General features: G+C 30.9%; 14 protein-coding genes. 9 read left to right on the forward strand and 5 right to left on the reverse strand.

The window, feature by feature from the left end; translation table 11 throughout:
* Nucleotides 1–14: 14 nt before the first annotated feature.
* From DG508_RS12625 to DG508_RS12640, 4 genes are all read left to right on the forward strand, one after another.
* Nucleotides 15–1,403, forward strand: a complete 1,389-nt coding sequence (locus tag DG508_RS12625) for an alpha-amylase family glycosyl hydrolase (RefSeq protein ID WP_108868486.1) — start codon at nt 15–17, stop codon at nt 1,401–1,403.
* Between the two features lie 251 nt (nt 1,404–1,654).
* Nucleotides 1,655–2,641, forward strand: a complete 987-nt coding sequence (gene pfkA, locus DG508_RS12630; protein WP_108868487.1) for a 6-phosphofructokinase — start codon at nt 1,655–1,657, stop codon at nt 2,639–2,641.
* A 44-nt stretch (nt 2,642–2,685) separates the two neighbouring features.
* Nucleotides 2,686–3,687 (forward strand): type I glyceraldehyde-3-phosphate dehydrogenase, encoded by a 1,002-nt coding sequence (gene gap, locus DG508_RS12635; protein WP_108868488.1) that lies wholly within the window; start codon nt 2,686–2,688, stop codon nt 3,685–3,687.
* 144 nt (nt 3,688–3,831) lie between these two features.
* The gene (locus DG508_RS12640; RefSeq protein ID WP_108868489.1) at nt 3,832–4,704 is read left to right on the forward strand and encodes a BadF/BadG/BcrA/BcrD ATPase family protein; all 873 of its coding nucleotides are present in this window, start codon (nt 3,832–3,834) and stop codon (nt 4,702–4,704) included.
* Nucleotides 4,705–4,729: 25 nt separating this feature from the next.
* On the opposite strand, the gene DG508_RS12645 is transcribed toward DG508_RS12640, so the two are convergent.
* Nucleotides 4,730–5,314, reverse strand: coding sequence for a DUF4202 domain-containing protein (locus DG508_RS12645; protein ID WP_108868490.1), 585 nt, complete (start codon nt 5,312–5,314; stop codon nt 4,730–4,732).
* Nucleotides 5,315–5,561: 247 nt separating this feature from the next.
* Here DG508_RS12645 and DG508_RS12650 point away from each other — a divergent pair, with 247 nt between their 5' ends.
* Nucleotides 5,562–5,750, forward strand: a complete 189-nt coding sequence (locus tag DG508_RS12650; RefSeq protein ID WP_103866015.1) for a hypothetical protein — start codon at nt 5,562–5,564, stop codon at nt 5,748–5,750.
* 27 nt (nt 5,751–5,777) lie between these two features.
* On the opposite strand, the gene DG508_RS12655 is transcribed toward DG508_RS12650, so the two are convergent.
* From DG508_RS12655 to DG508_RS12670, 4 genes are all read right to left on the reverse strand, one after another.
* Nucleotides 5,778–7,232 carry a S41 family peptidase gene (locus DG508_RS12655; RefSeq protein WP_108868491.1) on the reverse strand — a complete coding sequence of 485 codons (1,455 nt, stop codon included), beginning with the start codon at nt 7,230–7,232 and terminating at the stop codon, nt 5,778–5,780.
* Between the two features lie 187 nt (nt 7,233–7,419).
* A complete protein-coding gene (locus tag DG508_RS12660) occupies nt 7,420–8,721 on the reverse strand; it encodes a carboxypeptidase-like regulatory domain-containing protein (RefSeq protein ID WP_108868492.1) in 1,302 nt (433 codons plus the stop codon).
* 123 nt (nt 8,722–8,844) lie between these two features.
* Complete coding sequence (locus DG508_RS12665) at nt 8,845–10,248, reverse strand: ATP-binding protein (RefSeq protein WP_108868493.1); 1,404 nt, start codon at nt 10,246–10,248, stop codon at nt 8,845–8,847.
* Nucleotides 10,249–10,424: 176 nt separating this feature from the next.
* A complete protein-coding gene (locus DG508_RS12670) occupies nt 10,425–10,958 on the reverse strand; it encodes a hypothetical protein (protein WP_159090809.1) in 534 nt (177 codons plus the stop codon).
* A gap of 590 nt (nt 10,959–11,548) precedes the next feature.
* Between DG508_RS12670 and DG508_RS12675 the strand changes: the two genes are divergently transcribed.
* From DG508_RS12675 to DG508_RS12690, 4 genes are all read left to right on the forward strand, one after another.
* Entirely contained in the window at nt 11,549–13,741 is a 2,193-nt protein-coding gene (locus tag DG508_RS12675) for a patatin-like phospholipase family protein (protein WP_159090810.1), read from the forward strand.
* Between the two features lie 45 nt (nt 13,742–13,786).
* Entirely contained in the window at nt 13,787–14,239 is a 453-nt protein-coding gene (parS, locus tag DG508_RS12680; RefSeq protein ID WP_108868496.1) for a type II RES/Xre toxin-antitoxin system antitoxin, read from the forward strand.
* Nucleotides 14,239–14,694 carry an RES family NAD+ phosphorylase gene (locus DG508_RS12685; protein ID WP_108868497.1) on the forward strand — a complete coding sequence of 152 codons (456 nt, stop codon included), beginning with the start codon at nt 14,239–14,241 and terminating at the stop codon, nt 14,692–14,694. Before parS ends, DG508_RS12685 begins: the two co-directional genes overlap by 1 nt.
* Before the next feature lie 205 nt (nt 14,695–14,899).
* Entirely contained in the window at nt 14,900–16,969 is a 2,070-nt protein-coding gene (locus tag DG508_RS12690) for a M13 family metallopeptidase (protein WP_108868590.1), read from the forward strand.
* Nucleotides 16,970–17,010: the final 41 nt, after the last annotated feature.

The following is a 17,010-nucleotide window of genomic DNA, read 5'->3' on the forward strand; positions in this document are numbered from 1 at the left end:
GAAAATTTTGAACCATGAAAAAAATTACAATAGGCTTTGTTACTGCTATACTTTTGTTTTCTTGTGGGAAAACAAAAAAAGAAGAAGTAGTAAACAACCAAGAGATAAAGGTTGAGAAAGAAGTGAAAAAAGAAGTGCTTCAGCCAATTGATAACGAAGCGATAGAAAATGCAGTCATTTATGAAGTAAATATTCGCCAATATTCTGAAGAAGGTAGTTTTAATGCATTTACCAAAGATATTCCTGTTTTGAAACAAATGGGAGTCAAGATAGTATGGGTTATGCCAATTTATCCGATTTCTACCACCAAAAGCAAAGGATCACTAGGAAGTTATTATGCGATATCAGATTATACTACGGTCAACCCTGAGTTTGGTACTATTGAAGATTTTAGAGAATTAGTAAAAACTGCTCATGATAATGGGATTTATGTCATTTTAGATTGGGTGGCAAATCATACAGGGTGGGATCATATATGGTTAAAAGAACACCCAGAATATTATACCAAAGATAAAGATGGTAATATAACACATACTGTTGATACAGACTGGACCGATATAGCTGATCTTGATTATAATAATCAAGAGATGCGGAAGCAGATGAAAGATGCTATGATCTACTGGTTACAAGAAGAGGGAATAGATGGTTTTAGGTGTGATGTTGCAGGAATGGTTCCTACTGATTTCTGGGACAATACAGTACGAGAACTTAAGAAGATAAAGCCTGTATTTATGTTAGCAGAAGGATGGGAACCAGAATTGTTAAAGAATGCTTTTGATATGGGTTATGGATGGGATACTCATCATAAAATGAATGATATTGCTCAAGGAAAAGCAGGTGTTAGCCAATGGGATAAAAGGATGACTCAAATAGATTCTATGTATACAAAGGATAATATCTTAATGAATTTTACATCTAATCATGATGAAAATTCATGGAATGGAACGGTACAGGAGAGAATGGGAGAGGCCAAAGAGATGTTTGCAGTACTTTCATATCTTACTCCAGGTATGCCTTTGATTTATTCAGGACAAGAATATGATATGAATAAACGCTTATTGTTTTTTGAGAAAGATACTATTAAGAAAGAAAAAGGAGTGTTTTTTCCTTTGTATGAAAAGTTAGGTAAACTAAAAAATACAAATCCAGCACTACATACAGGAAAGAATGCAGCAACCTATAAAAGGATTCAAACCTCTGATGATACCAAAATTTTGGCATTTGCGAGGAACAAAGAAGAACATAAAATACTTTTTATAGCAAATATGACAAAAGATGTAATGTCATTTAATATAGAATCTACAGGTAAGTTTAAAGATTATTTCTCGGGAAAAATGATAGAAATGGCACCTAATAATGTTTATGAATTTAAACCGTGGCAGTATATGGTTTTGGTTAAATAATAATCAAAACAAGTGTTAATTTGTAAAACGATCTGTTGAAACAGGTCGTTTTTGTTTACATATTATTTATAAAAATAAAGAGTTTATAGATCAGTATTTTTTTGTAAAATGGTTTTATTCTTAAAAATATTTCATGAAAACATGTTAAAAACATGCATTTTACTTTTGTAAGTACCTAATTTATCAACCGAAAACGTTTTAGTTTTTTTGCAAATTAGGTTATTACTATCAATAACGATAGATTTGACTCAATGGCAAAAAAAGTTGAAAATATAGCGGTGCTAACTTCTGGTGGAGATGCTCCGGGGATGAATGCCGCGATTCGTGCGGTTGTTCGTGCATGTAGTTACTATAAGGTAAAATGTTATGGTGTTTATAAAGGATATGAAGGTCTTATTAATAATGAGATCGAAGAGCTAAACGCTCGTTCTGTACGAAATATTATAAATAAAGGAGGAACTTTTCTTAAATCTGCTCGTTCTAAAGAATTTAGAACTATTGAAGGAAGAAAGAAAGCATATGATAACCTTATAAAAAATAATATTGATGCACTTGTTGTGATAGGTGGAGACGGTAGTTTTACTGGTGCATTGAAATTATCTGAAGAGTTTAATTTTCCAGTAGTTGGTATTCCAGGAACTATAGATAATGATATCAATGGAACAGATTATACTATAGGATATGATACTGCCCTGAATACTGTGGTAGAAGCCATTGATAAAATAAGAGATACTGCAAGTTCTCATAACCGGTTATTTCTTATAGAGGTGATGGGTAGAGATGCAGGAGATATAGCTTTGAATGCTGGAATAGGAGCAGGAGCAGAAGAAATATTGATACCAGAAGAAGATATGGGAGTAGAACGGCTTCTGGATTCACTAAAGAAAAGTAAAAAGACAGGAAAAACCTCTAGTATTATAGTTGTTGCAGAAGGCGATAAATCAGGTAAGAATATTTTTGAACTGGGTGAATATGTTGAGCAAAATTTAGATGATTATGAGGTGAGAGTATCAGTTTTAGGACATATTCAAAGAGGAGGCCCCCCTAGTTGCTTTGATAGAGTATTAGCCAGTAAATTGGGAGTAGGAGCTGTAGAAACATTATTAGAAGGTAGAAGTGAAGTAATGATTGGAATCGTACATAAAGTAGTCTCGGTTGTACCACTTAAAACAGCATTGGATAAGAGATTACAAAAACACGATAGATTAATAAAAGTAGCCGATATTACTTCGGTATGATATAACCACAGTCAGTATAAATTAAAACAACTAAATTTTTAAATATGAGTACGTTAAAAATTGGAATTAACGGTTTCGGAAGAATTGGTAGAATTGCTTTTAGAATTGCTTCTAAACGTGATAATGTAGAAATAGTAGCAATTAATGATTTATTAGATGTAGAGCATTTAGCATACTTATTAGAATATGATTCTGTACATGGAAAATTTGATGAATCAATTGAGGTAAGCAATGGTAACCTTGTTGTTGATGGAAGAGAAATTCGTGTAACAGCAGAACGTAATCCAGAAGACCTAAAATGGGATGCTGTTGGAGTAGATGTTGTTATGGATTGTACAGGAATCTTTACAACATTGGATTCTGCAAATGCACACCTAAAAGCAGGCGCTAAAAAAGTGGTTATTTCTGCACCATCAAAAGATGCTCCTATGTTTGTGATGGGAGTAAATCATACTGATGTTAAAGCTACCGATACTATTGTTTCTAATGCTTCATGTACTACAAACTGTTTAGCTCCATTGGCAAAAGTTATTGATGATAATTTTGGAATAGAAGAAGGGTTGATGACAACAGTACATGCTGCTACTGCCACGCAAGCTACAGTTGATTCGCCTTCTAGAAAAAACTATAGATTAGGACGTAGTGCATTAAATAATATTATTCCTTCTACTACTGGAGCAGCAGTAGCAGTTACCAAAGTAATTCCTGCTTTGCAAGGAAAATTAACAGGAATGGCATTTAGAGTTCCAACAGCAGATGTTTCTGTAGTAGACCTTACTGTGAAGACTAAAAAATCGGTGTCTTATGAAGATCTTAAGGCGGTAGTAAAGAAAGCTTCAGAAAATGAATTAAAAGGTATTTTAGGATATACTGAGGAGGCTGTAGTTTCTCAAGACTTTGTAGGAGAATCTCAAACTTCTGTTTTTGATGCTAATGCGGGAATTTCACTTAATGACAATTTCTTCAAATTAGTATCATGGTATGATAATGAATACGGATACTCTTCTAAGTTAGTTGATTTGTCAATTCACGTAGGAAATTTATAAAATTTAGATATAGTTATGTCAGCTTGAGCTTGTCGAAGATTTATTTTTGTAAATAAAAATTTTCAACAAGCTCAGTCGTCTGACTTTCAAAATATTTTTAAGAGTATTGTATATACTCTATGCTAACAACAAACAAAATTATAAATGATTTTATTAGCAGACGGCGGTTCTACCAAATGTGATTGGATTCTTCTTGATGATTCAGGAGAAATCGTTTTTAAAACTCGTACAGAAGGATTAAACCCTGCTGTATTTGAGAAATCTTTGCTAGAGGAAAGAATAAATAAAAACGAAGAGCTTTATGCATATCGAGATAAGGTTGATATCGTAAACTTTTATGGAGCAGGATGTGGTACTATAAAGCCTACGATGGTATTAAAAAAAGTTTTTGAAGAGTTTTTTACCAATGCTAACGAGATTGTAGTCAAAGAGGATATGGTTGCCGCAGTATATGCAGCTACTACAGAACCAGGGATTGTATGTATATTAGGTACAGGTTCTAATAGTTGTTATTTTGATGGCGATGATATTCATATGTCTGTAGATTCTCTAGGATATATTCTTATGGATGAAGCAAGTGGAAATCACTTCGGAAAAAGATTAATCCGTGATTATTATTATAAGAGAATGCCACCAGAGGTTGCATCAGAGTTTGAAAAACAGTTTGATCTCTCATCAGATGCAATAAAAGAAAATTTGTATAAAAGAGAGAACCCTAATACATATTTGGCATCTTTTGCAGAGTTTATTTTTACGAGTGAACGCAATGGGTATTTTTATAAAATTATAACAGAAGGTATTCAAGAGTTTATAGAAACTAGAGTATTGTGTTTTCCTGAGGCTCAGAATGTTCCTGTACATTTTATAGGGTCAATAGCTCATTTTAGCGAAGATATTATAAGGGCAGCAGTTTGGCCATACCATCTTACAGTTGGTAATATCGTAAGAAGACCCATCGACGGAATTATTGATTATTATCGTAATGAAGTAATTAAAAAAAAAACTAAGGTGATATAATACTACTATATAAATTAAGATAGAATTAAGCCAATGCCTGCTTGATTAGATCCAAAGCTTTTTCTGAATATGTAATTTTTAGAGCGGATTCATGTCCTTTCTCAGACATCTTATGCCATGTTTTTTGTAGAATGGTGATTATTTTATCATCAGTATGTTTTAATAAAAAATCTTCATAATAAAAGTCGAGAAAAACTAAACAGATTACATCTTCAAGAGTTTGAGTATCTGTATCTTTTTTTAGTTTTTTCTTTTGAATTAAAAAAGAAACTCTATCAATTGTTTCTGTATCATACCCTATTTGAGTAAGAATTTCTGAAGCTTTTGAAGCATGAAATTTCTTTAACTCTTCTCTCCATTTTAGATACCCGATGCGATCCATAGGGTAGCTATTTCTTGGTATTTCCCATCTGCAAATATGTTGAGATCTAGCAGCAAGTTTGAGAGCTTCTGATGCATTTGGATCAAATTGTTCTAGCGTAGTAGTCATTCGCTGTCCATAGATTAATTCTTTGGCTACTATTTCATTATTTACTTCTTCTTTATTAGGATCTTTTGCATTAGCCTTATCAATATCTGCATAAGCTCTGGTTAATTTATCTATAGACATAAATGGATTATTTTATAAAGAAACAAATGTAGAATTTTTATAGTACTAAACATAATATTGTATTTTGAATTCATGCTTACTCGATTTAAAAATATAGTAATACTATAATTGTTAATACATATGTGAAAAAGTATTCTTTGCTCATATTTTTTTAGTTGTTTTTAAACTTAATTTTACAGTTGTATTTGATAAACTTATACAGAGCTATTATTTGATGTAAAAAGTTTAAGAAAAATGAATTACTAGTATGACAGAATATGTACTTCTAACAGATGATCAAAGTTACTTTGTTGAATATCTCATCGGAGAATTAGTATTGTCTAATAGTATCAGTGAAGCAATGAAATTTAATGATGAACATCTTGCTCAAAGATTCAAGAAAATGCTACATAGCTCTTGTGAATTAATAACTAGTGTAAATACTTATATAGGATAAATATTTGATATATAATCTTATTTAGTACTATCCACGAATCAACCTGAATACATAATCTAGTTCAGGATCTTTACCCTCAATCAAATCATCTAGAGTATATATGATATGTTTATCAGGAGGTATCCCTAATCCTTTAGGAATAGTTGTATCTTTTACATAATGACTAATTTTTTCCATAGGTAATACCATACTTATTTTAGAATTAGGCAATTCATAATATATGATAAATCCACCGTTATGAGTATAATAGCCTCCTCCAGTTTCTTCTCCTATTAATGTGATTTTAGGGTTGTTTTTAATATTTAAAGCAAATATAGCACCAGCATCAAATGTAGTACCACCAGCCAAAACATAGATGTTTCCTTGAAATCTATTTCTATCAGGAACCATAATTACTTCCATATCATCAAAATCAAGTTTCCATCCATCATATATAGGATGGTGATAAAATTTATCTTTTAAGAATTCTTTTTCATTCAAAAATGTTTGAGTCGCATATTTACGCTCAGGAACAGAGAGTGATGCGACATACTCACTAGTAAATTGTTTGAATATAGAACTGGTAATAAAAGAATACAGATGAACTGCATTAGACCTGAACCCTCCATCATTATGCCTAATATCAATGACAAGGTTTTTAATTTTCTTTTTATTAATTTCTTTAAAAATCGTCAATAGCTTTGATTTAAAAAGTCTTACATCACTTTTAAACGAATTAATTACTAATACAGCTGTATTTAACTCTTTGTTGTAATGTACAAAAGGGGTTTTATTACCGACATAGGTATTAAAAAAATCAAAACCATTTTCTTTATTGTGATATTTTGCAAAATAAGAATTACGTTTTGTGTTTCTGTGCTTAACTTTTATGAAAGATTCAGCAGCAATCGTATTACTTTTTGTGGCTCCGGTGGGTTCTGTGTAATCGATATCAAATTGTTTAGAAATACCGTATTCATATCCATAAAACAATCCAAATCTAAGTTCTATATCTCTATATTTTTTGGTGAGATTATACCCATCGCAAGAAACATATTTTTTTAAGTTATCTAAGATTATAGAAGCTTTCTCTCCATTGATTCTATTTATTTTTGATCCAATAGGGATTCCGTAATCATTAGTGTCTGTATATAAATCTGTATGTATTATTTTTAGAATTAATGGAAAATAATATTGATCAGTTTTTATAGAGTTAGGAGCAAACAATAAAAGATGTCCATCCTTAATTTTGTCTGTAATGGTAAGCATTTTTTTATATAAATCTATATCAGATTGTTTTGACGAAATAGATTCTTTTGTGGTATTAAAAATATAGTTCAGAGAATCACTATCAATGTATTCATATAGATTGGGGTGCCCTTTTTTGAGTATATTTTCAAAAATCTCAAAATCTTCTCTACTAGATAGAGAATCCATTGGTTTTTGAGCATAGAGCACACAATTGAATATGCAAAAAAGTACAATAGACTGTATTTTTTTCATTTTATAACTTTTGAAAAGGTATTATAATTGACTGATTAAGATTGGTAACTGTTGCAATCTTCTGTTTTTCCCAGATGTAAAAGTAATAAAATTGTGAAACGAATTCAGGTATTGATACGTATTTAATTATAAGCTATGTATGACCAAAAGTAGTGGTGATAGTATTCTCTTTTGATTATTTATATTTTTAATTTAATCTTTGTAACTGTTTTTTAATTTTTTTGATGGCAGATTCTATAGACTTTTCAGGTTCTATAACATTGTATTCTCCCCAAAACACTGGATCAGAAAACCCAGAAGCTTCATCACTAATAATAATGGAAGGCTTTAGTTGATTTCTTTGTTTAATAGATAGGTTATCAGTGTTTTTCTTCCAGTCGGTAACCGCCATTTCGACATTCAATTTATATAAAGAATTGAATAATTTCTTTTTCCAATTAACTTTTACATTCATATTAACCTTACCGTAGCTATAATACCATTTTCCGTTTTTTTGCCGATAATCGATGGCGTAACTAACTTTAGTGAGGTTAACTTTTGCTTTTTTAGGTTTTTTACGAACAAACATTTTACTTACTTCTTCTTTATTTTCCATATTTAGGCTATACACAGCTTTGGTTACAGCAAAACTTTTGGAATCGATATATAGTTTACCAAAATACAATGGCTCTTTTATATGTGGATGTTGTTTGAAATTAAGTACGTAGATGTCTTGGTCATTAATTTTTGTAGAGGTATCAAAACTAAAACTATATAAGTTTGGCATATTGTCAGTAAAAAGAATATCTGAATTCTTCATTAGATCAATATATAATGTAGTTGTAGGGCCTCCTTGTAGTTTTAGGGTTAGCGTGTCTAGCTTTTTATAGTCTGCACTTTTTCGGGCTTTGAATAGTTTGAGTACATCTGTTTTTTTAGATTCATATGGATTTTTATAGATATCTACAACGGCTTCAGAAAGCGATACATATGTTCTTCTTTTTTTGATGGTTTCTCTATAAAATGCAGTCATGATTGTATGCTCATTTAGATAGTTACTTCCTTTTTTTTGTATTACTTTTTTTAGGAGTTGGATTGGATCTATTGGGGTAATGCTGACTTCAGATAATTCTGTAACCGATACATTTAATTTTATTTTTAATTCTTTTCCTTCAAACTCAGAAAGCGCTATTGTTTTATCCCTATATCCTAAATAAGAGATGGTGATAGTGGTAGTATTCATATCTGCGGGAACTTTTAATAAAAACTTTCCTTCTGTATTGGTAACAGTAGATATATTAGTTTGATTTACAGAAATAGAAGCAGATATAAGCGGTTTGTTGGTTTTTTTATCAAGTATTATTCCTTTGTATTCATTATAATCAGAATTGGATGTAATATCTTGTATATAAGTATATGCGTGTGTTTGCGAGGAGAATCCTAAAACTAAAAAAACAAGAAGTATAAAAGAAATATATTTTTTACGGAATAGTTTGTTTGTTTGTTGCATCACCCAAAGTTTTTAATTGTATTTTAATAAAGAGTTTAGTGTACCTTACAAGGTAAGAAATTTTGCTGAACAAGAACGTTGTTGGTTTCTTAAAACAAAGCGTTTACTTGTAATTATATGTTTCTAGTGGTTTTGAGAATGGTTTCCGAACCAATTTTTTAATTTAATATTCAATATTTCTGTAGTATAAGGTTTTGTGATATAATCATCTAATCCTTTAGCTATATATCGTTCTGCATCACCAGGAAGCGCATTAGAAGTAATTGCAATTATAGGAGGAATTGTATTATAAGTTTTGCGTAGTATTTGAGAGGTTTGTACACCATCGATTCCTGGTAAATTGATATCCATTAGGATTAGGTCATACATGTCTTCTTGAAACATTTGTATTGCTTGTCTTCCATCTTTTGCTATATCTGATGTGCATCCTAAATATTTCAAAATTTGTTGAGATACAAGAATACTGGTATCAGAGTCTTCTATAAGTAAAACATGTAAATTGTATTTTTGTTTTTTTAAATTAGGTAAAGGTTTGTTTTCTTGAGATATAGGAGTACTCACCTTGGTTGTTTGAAAGGTAAACCAGAAGTTACTTCCTTTACCGATTTCACTTTTTACACCAATTTCTCCTTGCATAAGCTGAACTAGTTTCTCACAAATAGAGAGACCTAAACCGCTACCTTCTCCAGCTATTATTGAAGCTTGATGAAATTGACTAAAACGATTAAAAAGTGTTGCCTGATGTTTTTTATCAATACCAACTCCAGAATCAATAATCTCTACTTTAACTGTGAGGTGATCGTTTTTTTTTGATACCAAAGAAGTGTGTATTTGTATTTGCCCTTGATCTGTGAATTTTATAGCGTTACCAATAAGGTTTGAGATAATTTGAGTTAACCGCTTATTATCTGACATGATATTCTCGGGCAATTCATGAGAATAATTAGATGTTAATTCTATTTTTTTTGAAGTAGCAGTTGCCATAAATAGACCTATGTTTTGATGAATCACATCTTTAAAGTTAGTTGGCGTTGGGGAAAGACTAAATTTTCCAGCCTCCATTTTTGAAAGATCTAAAATTTGATTCAAGATATCTAATAAGTTATGTGAAGATTGATGAATAGTACTTACATATTGTTTTTGAAGGTTATCTAATTTGGTGTTTTTAAAAAGTAAATCTATCATACCAATAACACCTACCATAGGAGTTCTGATCTCATGACTCATATTTGCAAGAAAATCTTCTTTGAATTTTGAAGCTTTTAAGATTTGTTTGTTTTTTTCTTTTAATCTATCAAGATTTCTACCTCCAAACATAGCAAAGAGACCAAGAAATAAGGGGGCAGTATCTATGATATAATGAATAGGTTGTTGGTGTTGTACCCATATTACAGATTGCCATGAGAACTCTATCCCTAATCTGGCAATATCTATGCTTGTAGCCAAAATAGGAAATAGGAACCCAAATAGGATTCCATAAAATGCGTATCTAGCCGCCTCAGATTTGAACCATGATGTTCGCAACATATAGTTAGTTAAGTTACACTCTTTAATTATAAAAGAGAAGAATGTATTGGAGAATGAATTTTGGGTGTTACCATTAAATATAAGTTTTTTTAGCAAATTAATAGCTAATAGGAATCTTAAAAAAGTCCACGATAACTAGTTATCGTGGACTTTAAACCTTACTTTTATTGATCGGATTATGGCTTAAAAATGATTCTTTTAAGCTTGTATCCGTCTATTTTTATTAAATATGTTTTAGGGTCCATGTAATTTTGAATGTAGTCATCAACTTCTCCTTTGTCTAATAGTCTTCCAGACATGTTGTAAAGACTATAATTAAGGCCTTGAGGAACATCTTTTATGTGTTTAAATGTTTTTTCATCGGTACTTTGCTGGCAGGTATTGTCTGCAAGAAATCTATCAACAAAAGTGATTCTTCCTTGCTCTTCTCCTTCTAGTGTTACAGTAGCAGTATGATCGATATCGATAATGCCATTACCTGTTAAGTCTCCAAGAATAATAAGGCATGCGTTTCTTACTTTAATACGTACACCATCTTCAAGATGTAAGCTTTCTGTAATAAAAATAACACCTTCTTCAGTGTTTTCATCCAAACCATCAACGACAGTATTTTCTGTAACCGACATTAACTTATATGAAATATCGATTTTTGAGTTTGCAAATGTTAAGCTTGTTATGAACAAGAGTAGTAAAGGTAGAATTGTTTTCATAAAGTTTGGTTTTGGGGTTGAACTTTTATTTTGTAAGTTAAAACTTACTTGATGTGATTTTAAATCGTTGTAAAACACAAAATCAACGACAATATACACTTTTTTATGTTAAAAACGTAATTTTATTGAGTTTAATATAGATGCTAATAGGTAGTTTAAGAGTCATAATATCTCAAAACCCTAGTTAATACAGGAGTTTTAGGGTTTTATTTATTTTTGTTTTTTTTAACACTTTTTTTAAAGAATATACTAATTGATTGATTTTTAGTTTTTAATACGATAATAAGACTTGACTTCTCCTAAGATAAAAACACCTTTTCATAAAGAAACTATATGCGCTTATTTTGATAGTATTAATTTACTAGATAATTTAAAGAATATTACCAGAGAGTATTCGTTTTATTCATTAGATTTATTGTATTATTCTTACAACCTAATTACATCTAAAAATGGTAAAACTGCTGTTATTTTTTCAACGATTTAGTATTTGGTTTAAAATATTAATAGGGGAGTTGTATAATAACATAATTAGTCTTTTTTTTATTTTATCCTTGTATTTTGCGTTATGGCATTTCCCACAGACTTTGGATTTGTTATTAATATTAAATCAAGCAGATGCTTTTTTGTTTGAAGTCCCTTTGTATTTCTTTTTACTGATGGCTTCCGCATTTTTGATTTGGAATATCCCTAAATACTTTTACTTTTATAATTATAAGGATATTACATTTTCTAACCTTATTGGTTTTGTACCAAATCAGCATTATAAATTTCAGAGAAAGAATAAATATGCGAGATACCATTATAAGGTAAGAGTACATATGCGAAAAGTAGTTCCCAGAATTTTAGCTTTATTTTTATTGATAATATCTGCACTTAGTATCCTTAATGCGATGAAAGTGTTTGAGCTAGAGAATGTATATACAAGTTTTTTTGACCCTACCAATACATTGATCTCTAGTATATTTTTTTTACTTTTTTTTACTGAGCCTATATTTTATGAACATTTAAAAAGTTTTGTAACCAAAATTCCAAAAACCAATACTTTTATTGTGTTGTTATCAGTAGGGTTGGTGATTTTTATAATCTCTCTTGGTACTTTGAATACTCAGACAGAAAAAGATTTAGGTAATCTCTTTTTATCAAATTATGCGTTGGTATTATTTTTCTTCACATTATCATTTAATAGTTATAATTTCTTAAAGGAATTTCCCGAAAAATTATTTTATGGAATTGTTCTCGTTGCAGGCTTTATTTTATTACTATCTTTTTTGGTCCTTAATTTTATTCCAGAATGGGCTGGTAGAATAAATCCTTTATCTATTTTGATATTGTCATTGGTAAGTTTATTCATGATTAGTTTTATATTGATCTTATGCGGAAAAAAATTAAAAATGCCATTATTTACTATAACTGTCATTTTAAGTTTGTTTTTTGGTAGGCTCTTTTCAAAAGAATCAGATCACTATCAACTAGATTTAAAGAAAAGTACAGTAGTTAGAGCTACTATGGAGGAGTACATATATCAATGGATAAAAAGTCGAGAAGAAATTATCAAAAGTCAAGAAGGGTGTTTTCCAGCAATTATAGCCTCTTCAGAAGGAGGTGGTTCTAGAGCTGGATTATGGTCTTTTTTGGTACATAGTTATTTGTATGAAAAGTCTAAAGGGGAATATTTTGAGGAAAATTTATTGTCTTTGACAGGCGCTTCAGGGGGTAGTGTTGGTAATGCACTATTTTTTGCTGAAGCACAACGTGCAATGAAGAATGATACAACAGCTAATTTTAAAATAAAACAAAATAAAGAGAATAAGTATCCCGTTTTAAAATATAAAGCAAGTGCTATTTATAAAGAAAATTACTTATCAGTTGCATTATTATCATTTTTGGGGAGAGATCTTTTTAAAGAGGTAACAAGCTTATTTAGATTTAAAAATAGAGGGCAACTATTAGAAGAACAATGGAGCACTTCATACAAGAACTATTTTTCAGAAAATAATAATGGGGAAGATATTTTGCAAAGAGAATTTTTGTCTTTTTATGAAAATATCACAGACGCAAAAGGGAAGATAATAAAGAAAACTGTTCCCCCTCTTTTGTTTATAAATACGACACATACACAAACAGGAAGTTATAATATGATAAGTCCTGTAAAATATTCGCATCTAAGGGAACTTACAGGAATGAATGATTTTATAGATAATCTGCAAAAGCATTATCCTAATACTTCTATTGGATTGTCTACAGCAATGAGAATTAATGCTAGCTTTCCTTATATCACTCCAGTTGGAGAGGTGAAAAAAGTTTCAGAATCGGGTAGGATATATTCAGATCAATATGCAGATGCTGGATATTATGATAATATTGGTGGTCGAGTGTCTAAGGGAGTAGAAGAGGTTTTTAAACAGATACTGAAAGATTCTTTTCCTGATCTACAGGCAAAAATAAAATTAAAACATTTGGTCATTGCAAATGATGAGGAGCGTAAAATAATAAAAACACAAACACAACTACAAGCACCTTTGACTACTTTACAAAATGTAAGATATGGTCATACCCGAGAAATCACAAAAAAACTTGGAAGTAATTACTCTATTATGCTAAAACCTACTATGATCCCACTATTGGATACTGAAGTAGTATCAAAAGACACAGAGAAAGAAACTCTTTTAATAAAACCACTCTTGCCCTTAGGGAGGTATTTATCTACTGTAGCCATAAGATCTATAGAAGCCAGATTGAATGAGGTAAAACCAGAATTAAATTCTATTTTAACCATAAATTAAGACAGTTGTCATTTTTTTTTGTATATTTGTCAAAAATATAAAGGTATGAGTGCAGTATCTCCACTAGATTTTGATAGTTTTGAAAATAAAGGACTATTACGTTATTTAAATATCGATATCCCGTTACGTAATATGTATGATTTTATAGAATTGTCTAGAAACGGAATAGATAAAAAAGCGCTATTGCATCTAGCTAAGACAATTAGTATTGATCTTAAAGAATTAGCACATATACTTCATATGTCTGAGCGAACTATTCAACGATATGATTTGAATAAAAAGCTAAACACAGAAGCAAGTGCAAGAGTATTACAATTAGCAAAATTGTATGCCAAAGGAGAAAATATATTTGGAGATCTTACTCGTTTTAAAAATTGGATGGAACACCCTAGTGTTGCTTTGGCTATGAAAAAACCAAAAGAATTATTAGATACAACTTTTGGTTTTCAGTTATTGAATGAAGAATTAGTTCGGATAGAGCACGGAATTTTTGCATAATGCAAGTATATCGAATCGCAAAACAAAAATATATTAAAGACCTTACTGGTATTGGAGCAAAAACAGTAGGGGGTAGGTGGAACCCAAAAGGAGTAGCTGTATTGTATACAAGTACCTCTGCTGCACTGTCTGCACTTGAGGTTTTGGCACATTTACCAGCAGCATATTTCCCAGATGATATGTCTATTGCTACCATAGAAGTACCAGATACATTGATTACTACTGTAGATACAAAAAAGTTACCAAATGATTGGAACGAGATTCCAGTACCAATCGAAGTTCAGAATTTTGCAATGCAGTGGATAACAGAAGAACAATATTTAGGACTTAAAGTGCCTAGTATTATAATTCCAAAAGAACAAAATCTTCTAGTAAACCCATTACATCCAAGATTTAATGAAGTGAAGCTTATAGATGTAGAACCTTTTTGTTTTGATACTAGATTATTAAAATAGAATAATCATTTTTTGAACTAATAGATTTATAATATAACTACTACCGTCTTTTAGAATTCCTATTTTTTCGTTAAAAATTTACTCAAAAATGGGTATCATGTTTCGTTTTGTATAAATTACGAGCTTCATGTACGTAACGAATTCTTAATTTAGACGTCATATTGCTAATAACTAATCTTAATTTAATAATAGAATGTATATAAAAATGAAAAATGTATATTTTTTGACTGTATTTGTTCTCGCTTTTGTAAGTTGTAAAGATGAAGCGAAAAAAAATGACAGTGAGAATAAACAAGTTGCCGAAGTTGAAAAAATCCCAGGAATAGTGTTGGAGAATATGGATTCAACCTTAAGTCCTAAAGAAGATTTTTACAATTATGTAAATGGTAGCTGGATGAAAACAACAGAAATCCCTGAAGATAGAACAATTTGGGGAGGTTTTGGTGTTTTAAGAAAAAAAACAGATGATGATGTACTTGCTATATTGAAAGAAGCAAAATCTAGTGGCAAATATGCAAAAGGAACAGATCAATACAAAGCATTGCTTATTTTTGAATCTATTATGGATACAGTTGCAAGAAATAAAGCAGGTGTTACACCATTACAACCAACATTAGATAAGATAGCTGCTGTAAAAAATATAGCAGATATTCAAACATTATTAGCAACAGAAACAGCTGTTAATGCCCCTTTTTTAGGATTTACTTCTTTTCCAGATTTAAGTAATAGTGATATCAATGCGCCATATGTATCAACAGGAAGATTAGGATTACCTGATAGAGATTATTATTTGGATCAAGATGAAAAATCAAAAGAGATAAGAGGACAGTATGTAGACCATATAACAAGAATGCTTCAGTTTATAGGAGATACAGAAGTACAAGCTCGTAAAGCTGCTGAGACTATTTTAGCGATTGAAACTAAATTAGCAGAACCTAGATTTGATAAGGTGCAGAGTAGAGACATGCGTAATTTTAATAACCCTAGAAGTATAGCACAACTTTCTAAGATAACTCCAGCGATAGATTGGTCTAAATTAATCAAAGATGTAGGAGTAGAAAAGCAATTAGATACTGTAATTGTTTTAGAGCCAAAGTACATGGAAACATTGCAAGAAGTATTGGCTAATACAAATATAGAAGATTTAAAAACAGTGGTGCGTTGGTCTACATTAAATAGTGTAACAGGGTCACTCTCTACAGAAATAGAAAAAGCAAATTGGGATTTCTTTAGTAAAACGCTTAGAGGAGCAAAAAAACAACGCCCAATAGAAGAAAGAGCATTAGCAAGAGTTAATAATTCAGTAGGAGAGGCTATTGGTCAATTATATGTAGATGCAAAATTTCCGCCAGAAGCTAAAGTGAAGGCAGAAAAAATGATAGCTAATGTAATCAAGGCTTACCAAAAAAGAATTGAAGCTCTAGATTGGATGAGTGATAGTACAAAAATCAAGGCGATAGAAAAATTAGATAAATTTACTGTTAAGATTGGATATCCGAATAAGTGGGAAGATTATTCAAAATTGGATGTAAAAGAAGGTAATTCTAATTTTGAAAATACTATAGCAATATCAAAATGGTCATTTAAAAAATCAATCTTAGAGATAGGAGAGACTGTAGACAAAACAAAATGGGGAATGCCCCCTCAGCAAGTAAATGCATATTTCAATCCATTGTTTAATGAGATTGTGTTTCCTGCGGCAATACTTCAACCGCCATTTTATAATTATTTAGCAGATGATGCGGTTAATTACGGTGGTATAGGAGCAGTGATTGGTCATGAGATATCGCATGCTTTTGATGATTCGGGAGCACGTTTTGATGCAGAAGGGAATCTTTCTAACTGGTGGACAGAAGATGATCTTACTAAATTTACAGAAAGAGGAAATGCATTGGCAGAACAATATAGTGCTATAGAAGTATTAGACAGTGTTTTTATCAATGGTAAATTTACTCTAGGAGAGAATATTGGAGATTTAGGAGGTGTATTAGGAGCTTATGATGGGTTACAAATGCATTTTGAAGAAAATGGTAGACCAGAAGATATAGATGGATTTACAGCAGAACAACGCTTCTTTATGTCATGGGCAACTGTGTGGAGAACCAAAATAAGAGAAGATGCTTTGAGAACAAGAATCAAAACAGACCCTCATTCTCCAGGAAAAACAAGAGCGATCCAGCCATTGTTGAATGTTCAAGCATTTTATGATGCATTTGATATCAAAGAAGGAGATAAAATGTATTTAGCTCCAGAAAACAGAGTGCATATCTGGTAAATTGATATTGTCTAAATAGAATATTTAAACCCCCATGCAAT

It is taken from the genome of Aquimarina aquimarini, assembly GCF_900299535.1.
In the GTDB taxonomy this organism is placed as follows: Bacteria; Bacteroidota; Bacteroidia; order Flavobacteriales; family Flavobacteriaceae; genus Aquimarina; species Aquimarina aquimarini.

Bases quoted from the DNA above. Each gene is read 5' to 3' on its own strand.
- gap (WP_108868488.1), top strand. From the start codon at position 2,686: ATGAGTACGTTAAAAATTGGAATTAACGGTTTCGGAAGAATTGGTAGA.
- DG508_RS12685 (WP_108868497.1), top strand. From the start codon at position 14,239: ATGCAAGTATATCGAATCGCAAAACAAAAATATATTAAAGACCTTACT.
- DG508_RS12650 (WP_103866015.1), top strand. From the start codon at position 5,562: ATGACAGAATATGTACTTCTAACAGATGATCAAAGTTACTTTGTTGAA.
- parS (WP_108868496.1), top strand. From the start codon at position 13,787: ATGAGTGCAGTATCTCCACTAGATTTTGATAGTTTTGAAAATAAAGGA.
- pfkA (WP_108868487.1), top strand. From the start codon at position 1,655: ATGGCAAAAAAAGTTGAAAATATAGCGGTGCTAACTTCTGGTGGAGAT.
- DG508_RS12690 (WP_108868590.1), top strand. From the start codon at position 14,900: ATGAAAAATGTATATTTTTTGACTGTATTTGTTCTCGCTTTTGTAAGT.
- DG508_RS12670 (WP_159090809.1), bottom strand. From the start codon at position 10,958: ATGAAAACAATTCTACCTTTACTACTCTTGTTCATAACAAGCTTAACA.
- DG508_RS12655 (WP_108868491.1), bottom strand. From the start codon at position 7,232: ATGAAAAAAATACAGTCTATTGTACTTTTTTGCATATTCAATTGTGTG.
- DG508_RS12660 (WP_108868492.1), bottom strand. From the start codon at position 8,721: ATGCAACAAACAAACAAACTATTCCGTAAAAAATATATTTCTTTTATA.
- DG508_RS12645 (WP_108868490.1), bottom strand. From the start codon at position 5,314: ATGTCTATAGATAAATTAACCAGAGCTTATGCAGATATTGATAAGGCT.
- DG508_RS12665 (WP_108868493.1), bottom strand. From the start codon at position 10,248: ATGTTGCGAACATCATGGTTCAAATCTGAGGCGGCTAGATACGCATTT.
- DG508_RS12625 (WP_108868486.1), top strand. From the start codon at position 15: ATGAAAAAAATTACAATAGGCTTTGTTACTGCTATACTTTTGTTTTCT.
- DG508_RS12640 (WP_108868489.1), top strand. From the start codon at position 3,832: ATGATTTTATTAGCAGACGGCGGTTCTACCAAATGTGATTGGATTCTT.